Annotated in this window: 1 protein-coding gene and 1 pseudogene; both read right to left on the bottom strand. The window is 50.2% G+C overall.

Going from position 1 to position 1,634, the window contains the following annotated elements:
• A pseudogene (locus HMPREF2980_RS09525) lies at positions 1–598 on the bottom strand (peptide ABC transporter ATPase); the annotation flags it as partial.
• Between the two features lies 1 nt (position 599).
• The gene (locus HMPREF2980_RS05945) at positions 600–1,316 is read right to left on the bottom strand and encodes a DUF6318 family protein (protein WP_070506222.1); all 717 of its coding nucleotides are present in this window, start codon (positions 1,314–1,316) and stop codon (positions 600–602) included.
• Between the last annotated feature and the right edge of the window lie 318 nt (positions 1,317–1,634).

Here is a 1,634-nt window from a genome sequence, read left to right as displayed (position 1 = left end):
CGCCTTCTGCTCGGCCAGTGCCTGCGGGGTTGTTGTAGGACTGGTGCAGGGTCGGCTTGCCTGGCTCTAGCGACTCTGCAGCGTGGCGGATTTCCTCCATGACTTCTTCGTAGGTCGGGCCGGTGGGACCCGGGCTGTCGGCACTGGTCAGGGTGCGGGTATCGTTGGGAATGCAGCTAGCAGAAGAAGGACTATGTCTGCTTCCACCACGGTCGATAGGAATTCCGTTTTCGTCTACGGTCATGTTTGTATATCCAACATGCCCTACTCGTCCGTCTAGCGTGGTGCAGAAGAAATTGTTGGGGTTGTCTTTATAAGATGTAACATAAAATCCCTCGCGCCGTTTTGTCGTATCTGTTTCGGGGGCAGGCGTTACTGGCTGGTTTGTAACGGAATCAATATCTGAAGCGCTTCCTGTTCTTTCCGTATTTTCATTTCCAACCATTTCTTTAGGAGGAATTTTCTCTTGGCATATGCTAGCAGTATTATTTGATGAACATTCACTCGTTTTTACATCTGCAAATGAGGGGAGAATACTAAGTTGAAATATTTGTATGCTTACAAAAGGGAGGAAGAGAATTTTATGCCACTGCTTCATTTTAATCTTCAACCTTTACATACCCAATAAGCTCCCATTTTTGACCGTTGTGCTTTAGCTCAATTTTATAAGTGTCGTTAGTTTTATCTTCATTGGTCCAAGAGCGCCAACTACCATCAGCCGCGACATAAATCTCCTTTTCCCAGACATGGTAAGCCTTCCAAAAATAAGTCTCCCCGTCCTCAGACCACGGCGCGCCATCAGCAGTCAAGCTTTCAATACCATCAATCACCCAACCACCATGCTGGTAAAGCCTCTCGACACCCTCATAAGCCTCCAACTCGCTCTTAAAAGTCGGCGACACAAACTGACGAGCCATCGAATAATCACCAGTCTGCACGCCATAATTACCCCATTTGACCCAAGCGTCCAAAGTCTTACGCATACCTTCAACAGACTTCTCACGGTACCCGTCTTCAGGCTCAGCAGGCTTGGGCACATTCTGCGCCGGACCGTACTTATCAGCAGGGCGATACTCACCATCAGGCGCCTTCGAACCACCCGAATAACCGCGGACAGTAGACGGAGTAGCACTCGCCGAAGGCGACTCAGATGCCGCCGCAGAAGCCGAAGCCGACTCGCTCGGCACGGCGGTCGATGATGCCGAGGCTGCCGCCTCGTTATTTGCCTGCTGACCGCAGGCTGCGAGCAAGGCACCCAGGCCCACAAGTGCGCCGCTACCCAGCAGGGTACGGCGATTAAAGATGGTCGAATCCATGGAAGATACGCTCCTATCGTCGGTGATGGTGTGTTGTTTAGTTACTAGTCGGGCCGTTATTCGCAGGTCAAGCTGACTGCCGGAAGGGAAACAGCCCCGTAGCGCACCCAACAAACGCATCAATGCGTTATGGAACACTACAGTTACCACCCTACCGCATCTTTGTGTATATTTGCGTTGCTTTGAGTGCAATAGTATCTGAACGTCATTATTCGGACACATCAATGCTTTATGCATCAAATAAATCTACACTCACGGAGGCTCTGCCCCTGCAGAATTTGTGCCATGGTTTAGTGTCTTCGACCATGGTTTTTAACT

The organism is Rothia sp. HMSC076D04 (assembly GCF_001814645.1).
GTDB classification, from domain to species: Bacteria; Actinomycetota; Actinomycetes; order Actinomycetales; family Micrococcaceae; genus Rothia; species Rothia mucilaginosa.
Note: the sequence above shows the minus strand (reverse complement) of the source record. Positions and strands in the feature narration are given on the sequence as shown.

What these genes read in the sequence shown, in the direction of transcription:
- HMPREF2980_RS05945 (WP_070506222.1), bottom strand. Translation starts at nt 1,316, where the DNA reads ATGGATTCGACCATCTTTAATCGCCGTACCCTGCTGGGTAGCGGCGCA.